General features: G+C 70.7%; 5 protein-coding genes. All 5 read left to right on the top strand.

From position 1 onward, the window contains the following. The first annotated feature begins 7 nt into the window (after positions 1 to 7). Complete coding sequence (gene gmk, locus ACM2XV_RS12455) at positions 8 to 835, top strand: guanylate kinase (RefSeq protein WP_487027150.1); 828 nt, start codon at positions 8 to 10, stop codon at positions 833 to 835. 59 nt (positions 836 to 894) lie between these two features. Further along, a complete protein-coding gene (rpoZ, locus tag ACM2XV_RS12450; RefSeq protein WP_344752608.1) occupies positions 895 to 1,155 on the top strand; it encodes a DNA-directed RNA polymerase subunit omega in 261 nt (86 codons plus the stop codon). A 48-nt stretch (positions 1,156 to 1,203) separates the two neighbouring features. Continuing rightward, on the top strand, positions 1,204 to 2,484 hold the full coding sequence (locus tag ACM2XV_RS12445) for a bifunctional phosphopantothenoylcysteine decarboxylase/phosphopantothenate synthase (RefSeq protein ID WP_487027149.1): 1,281 nt from the start codon (positions 1,204 to 1,206) through the stop codon (positions 2,482 to 2,484). A gap of 62 nt (positions 2,485 to 2,546) precedes the next feature. Continuing rightward, positions 2,547 to 3,740: a methionine adenosyltransferase gene (metK, locus tag ACM2XV_RS12440; RefSeq protein ID WP_487027148.1), complete on the top strand. Its 1,194-nt coding sequence runs from the start codon at positions 2,547 to 2,549 to the stop codon at positions 3,738 to 3,740. A gap of 13 nt (positions 3,741 to 3,753) precedes the next feature. Next, a partial coding sequence (locus ACM2XV_RS12435; RefSeq protein WP_487027147.1) for a primosomal protein N' family DNA-binding protein occupies positions 3,754 to 4,738 on the top strand: 985 nt, incomplete at its 3' end.

Genomic DNA, 4,738 nt, shown 5'->3' with positions numbered 1-4,738 from the left:
AGCGCAGATCACCTCTGGCGCCCGCAGCGCCGAGTCTGTCCTCGACGAGGGGGCGCGCGAGCCCAACGGCCCCGCGGGCACGCTGCGCGTCACCGACTTCCTGCTCGCCATTCCGGCCATCGGGGTCACCAAGATGAAGGCGACGCTCGAACGACTCGAGATCTCGCAGGTCAAGCGGGTGGGCGGTCTCGGCCGCCACCAGCGCGAGCGGCTGCGCGAGTTCCTGCGCGAGCGCGCCCGGCTGTCGTCGAAGGCCAGGGGCGCGGCGCGCCTCGTCGTGCTGGCCGGCCCCACGGCCGTTGGCAAGGGCACCGTCTCCGCCTACATCCGCGAGAACTACCCCGAGGTCGTGTTCTCGGTCTCGGCGACGACTCGCAAACCGCGCCCCGGCGAGGTCGACGGCGTGCACTACTACTTCGTCGACGACGCCGAATTCGACCGCATGATCGAGGCCGGCGAGTTCCTCGAGTGGGCCACCGTGCACAACATGAGCCGCTACGGCACCCCGCGGGCGCCTGTGCGCGACGCCCTGGCGGCCGGCCGCAACGTGCTGCTCGAAATCGATCTGCAGGGAGCCCGGCAGGTGCGCGCCAACGACCCCGACGCCCTGCTCGTCTTCCTCGCGCCGCCCACGTGGGACGAACTGGTGCGCCGCCTCATCGGCCGCGGCACCGAGTCGCCCGAAGAGCAGCGCCGCCGGCTCGAGACCGCCAAGGTCGAGCTCGCGGCCGAGGGGGAGTTCGACCGCACCGTCGTGAACACGACCGTGCCGGAGGCCGCGCGCGAGGTCGTAGACTTGATGTCTGTGCCGCTTCGGGCACACGCGCGCGAGTGAGTCGCGCCCCGCGATCTCTTCACTGAAGATCACAGACTTTTCCGGATAGGAGTACCCCCATGGCGACGTCCCAGAAGGGCATCATCGACCCGCCGATCGACGAGCTGCTGAGCAAGGTCGAGTCGAAGTACGCGCTCGTGATCTTCGCGAGCAAGCGCGCCCGCCAGATCAACGACTACTACGCCGATCTGCACGAGGGCAGCCTGTTCGACAACGTCGGCCCGCTGGTCGACTCGTCGGTCGACGACAAGCCGCTTTCCGTCGCCCTGCACGAGATCAACGAGGACAAGCTCGTCGTCAAGCCGATCGCCGAGCAGTAGAACGCGGCTCAAGTCACAGTGAGCAAGGATGCCGCCGGGACGCCCCGTCTGACCATCGTCGTCGGGGTGACCGGCGGCATCGCCGCGTATAAGACTGTCTCGCTGGTGCGCGGCTTCGTCCTCGCCGGCCACGACGTCCACGTCGTGCCGACCGAGGCCGCGCTGAAGTTCGTCGGGAAGCCGACGTGGGAGGCGATCAGCCGCAACCCCGTGACCACCGACCTCTACGACGGCGTCGACGAGGTGCGGCACGTGAGCCTCGGGCACAGGGCCGACCTCATCGTCATCGCGCCGGCCACGGCCAACACGATTGCGAAGCTCGCGCACGGCATCGTCGACGATCTGCTGACCAACACGGTGCTGGCCTCGAAGGCCCCCGTCGTGATCGCCCCTGCCATGCACACCGAGATGTGGCAGGCGGCAGCCACCCAGGCCAACGTGCGCACCCTGCGCGAGCGGGGCGTCGTCGTCATCGGCCCGGCCTCCGGCCAGCTCACGGGCAGCGACTCGGGCCCCGGCCGCATGGAAGAGCCCGAGACGATCGCGCAGGCGGCGCTCAAGAACGTCGTGGGGGCGGGGCCGGCCCCGCGCGGCAGTGCGGCACAGGCATCCGCCGCCCGCGCGCGGCGTGCCCGCGTCGACGACGCGAGCGAGACCGCGCGACTCGACCTCGACGGGCTACGCGTCGTGGTGACGGCAGGCGGCACGCGCGAGCCATTCGACCCCGTGCGCTTCATGGGCAACCGCTCGAGCGGCAAGCAGGGCATGGCACTCGCCGCGGCCGCGGCCGCGCGCGGTGCCGCCGTGACCCTGATCGCGGCGAACGTCGGCACCGACGCCCTGCCGAACGGCATCGCCGTGGAGCCGGTGAGCACCACCCTCGAGCTCGAGAAGGCGGTGACCGAGGCGGCGAAGTCCGCCGACGTGGTCATCATGGCGGCCGCCGTCGCCGACTACCGCCCCGCCCAGGTGCAGCAGGGCAAGATCAAGAAGGAGCACACGGGCGACAGGCTGACCGTCGAGTTCGTCGTGAACCCCGACATCCTCGCCGAGCTCGCCGCCTCGCGGCGGGAAGGGCAGACCGTGATCGGATTCGCCGCCGAGACCGAGCCCGACCCGGCGACGCTGCTCGAGCTCGGCCGATCGAAGATCGCGCGCAAGGGCTGCGACTTCCTGGTTGTGAACAACGTCGGCTGGAACCATGGTTTTGCCACAGATGACAATGACGTCATCGTCTTGAACCGCTCGGGCGATATCGTGATGGAGGCTTCCGGAACGAAGTTGTCGGTGGCCGACCGCATCCTCGACGCGACGCTGAGTCGCAGCTGAGGCACCACGACCAGATCGCCTGACGCGAACCAGACGCCTCCGGCCCGAACCAAGGAAGAATCATGGCTCCATTGCGCCTCTTCACGTCCGAGTCCGTCACCGAGGGTCACCCCGACAAGATCTGCGACCAGGTCTCCGACGCGATCCTCGATGCCCTGCTCACCGTCGACCCGAGGGCCCGCGTCGCCGTCGAGACGATGGTCACGACCGGCCAGGTCCATGTCGCCGGCGAGGTGACCACCTCCGGCTACGTCGAGATCCCGCAGATCGTGCGCGAGAAGATCTCGTCGATCGGCTACACGTCGTCCGACGTGTGGTTCGACGGCCGCTCGTGCGGTGTCTCGATCTCCATCGGCGCGCAGTCGCCCGACATCGCCCAGGGCGTCGACGACGCGTTCGAGACCCGCGAGGGCACGAGCGCCGACGAGCTCGACAAGCAGGGCGCCGGCGACCAGGGCATCATGTTCGGCTTCGCCACGAACGAGACGCCGCAGCTCATGCCACTGCCGATCTGGCTCTCGCACCGCCTCTCCGAGCGGCTGACCGCCGTCCGCAAGTCGGGCGAGCTCGACTTCCTCCGCCCCGACGGCAAGACCCAGGTCACCATCGGCTACGAGGGCTTCACGCCCAAGACCATCGACACCGTCGTGCTCTCGACCCAGCACTCGCCCGCCATCGGCCTCACCGAGCTGCGCGAGGCCGTCGAGCGCGTCGTGATCCGCCCCGTCCTCGAGACGGTCGACCTCGACACCTCCGAGCTCAAGCTGCTCATCAACCCGACGGGCAAGTTCGAGATCGGCGGCCCGCACGGCGACGCCGGCCTCACCGGCCGGAAGATCATCGTCGACACCTATGGCGGCGCCAGCCGACACGGCGGCGGCGCGTTCAGCGGCAAGGACCCGTCGAAGGTCGACCGTTCGGCCGCCTATGCGATGCGCTGGGTCGCGAAGAACGCGGTGGCCGCCGGCTTCGCCGACCGCCTCGAGGTGCAGGTCGCCTACGCGATCGGCGCCGCGCACCCGGTCGGCCTCTACGTCGAGACCTTCGGCACAGAGAAGCTGCCCGTCGATCAGATCCAGAAGGCCATCACCGAGGTCTTCGACCTGCGCCCGGCTGCGATCATCCGCGACCTCGACCTGCTGCGCCCCATCTACTCGCAGACGGCCGCCTACGGCCACTTCGGCCGTGAGCTCCCCGACTTCACGTGGGAGCGCACCGACCGCGTCGACGCTCTGCGCAGCGCAGCCGGCCTCTGATCGGCGGCGCCGCGTGGCATCCGTCGCGCGCGTCCTGATCGACACGCCTCTGCCGCAACTCGACCGGCTGTTCGACTACGCGATCCCGCCCGCCCTGGCCGACCAGGTCGTCCCGGGCGTGCGGGCCACCGCGCCGCTGCGCGCCGAGGGGCGACTCGCCGATGGGCTCGTCGTCGAGGTCGGCGACACGAGCGACTTCGACGGCGCGCTGACTCCGCTGGAATCCGTCGTCTCGGCGGCGCGTGTGCTCGCCCCCGAGGTGTGGGCGCTCGCGCGCCGCGTCGCCGACCGGCAGGCCGGCAGCGCCAACGACGTGCTGCGCCTCGCGATTCCCCGGCGGTCGGTCGCCGTCGAGCGGAAGTGGCTCGCGCAGGGCGCGCCGCGCGAGGTGCCTCGGGCGGCGCATCCTGTCGCGGGCTACGAGGGCGGAGTGATCGAATCGGCGGTCGACGACGGCGGCAGGGTGGCGCTCAGGTCGCTGCCGGGCGTCGTCGAGCTCGCCGACGGCAGCTGGGTCGGCCGCTGGGCGGTCACCCTCGCCCAGGCGGCCGTGCGCGCGGTCATCGACGGCCGAACCGCGATCCTCGCGGTCCCCGACTACCGAGACCAGGAGCAGCTCGAGGCGGTGCTCAGCACCATGGTGCCGGCCGGCACCGTGGCCTCCCTCGACGCGCGGCGCACCAACGCGCAGCGGTACGCGGCTTTTCTGTCGTGCCTCGCTCACCCCGACGACAGCGGGCACACGCCGCGCATCATCGTCGGGAACCGCTCGGTGGTCTACGCCCCTGCGGCAGAGCTCGGGCTGATCGCGCTCTATGACGACGGCGACCCCCTCTTCGCCGAACCGCTCGCGCCCTACGCGCACGCCCGTGACGTCGCCCTCGTGCGCCAGCAGCAGCAGGGCGGCGCGCTCATCTTCGCCGGGCACACCCGCTCGGTCGAGGTGCAGCGGCTCGTCGAGCTCGGCTACCTGCACGACGTCGCCCCGGTGCCGCTCG

The organism is Gryllotalpicola sp. CP2-P1 (assembly GCF_057512245.1).
The sequence above is the reverse complement of the archived record's forward strand: the minus strand, read 5'-3'. Positions and strand labels throughout refer to the sequence as shown.

What these genes read in the sequence shown, in the direction of transcription:
- rpoZ (WP_344752608.1), top strand. Translation starts at nt 895, where the DNA reads ATGGCGACGTCCCAGAAGGGCATCATCGACCCGCCGATCGACGAGCTG.
- metK (WP_487027148.1), top strand. Translation starts at nt 2,547, where the DNA reads ATGGCTCCATTGCGCCTCTTCACGTCCGAGTCCGTCACCGAGGGTCAC.